The sequence below is a fragment of the Oleiphilus sp. HI0043 genome (genome assembly GCF_001634935.1).
The window spans coordinates 1-446 of the sequence record NZ_LWEY01000955.1 but is presented as its reverse complement, the minus strand read 5'-3'; the positions used below and the strand labels follow the sequence as shown (position 1 = coordinate 446).

1 protein-coding gene is annotated in these 446 nt (G+C 45.3%); it reads left to right on the top strand.

All coding sequences use genetic code 11. From position 1 onward, the window contains the following. Positions 1–34: 34 nt before the first annotated feature. On the top strand, positions 35–446 hold a 412-nt coding region (locus A3729_RS10445), incomplete at its 3' end, for a hypothetical protein (protein WP_197475776.1).

Below are 446 nucleotides of genomic sequence, written 5' to 3'. Positions count from 1 at the left end.
GATCGATGGCCTTCGTTATACGAATGGGGTGACTTTGTCTGCAGACCAGAAAACCCTGTTTGTAGCTGAAACCACAGCGAATCAAGTGTCTCGCTATATGAAAGGACAGGATATGCTGTCCTGGCACTTAATTGATACGGTTTACATCCCCATGGCTGTTGATAATCTTGAGTGGTTGGATGATCAACACCTGCTCACAGCCGGTCATCCGAAAGTCTTTGAGTTTACGGCTCATATGCATGATGAAAGCCACCTTTCTCCATCTCAAGCATTTAAAATAGATGTGTCTGGTGAAAAGATGCAGGCCGAGTCGATTTACTATGATAGTGGCGAGCTGATTTCAGGCACGAGTGTGGCAAGTATGTATGAAGATCAATTACTACTTGGTGCTGTATTTGAGCCCTTTGCCCTTAGATGTGCAAAGCCGGCAGAGGCAGAGAAACAAA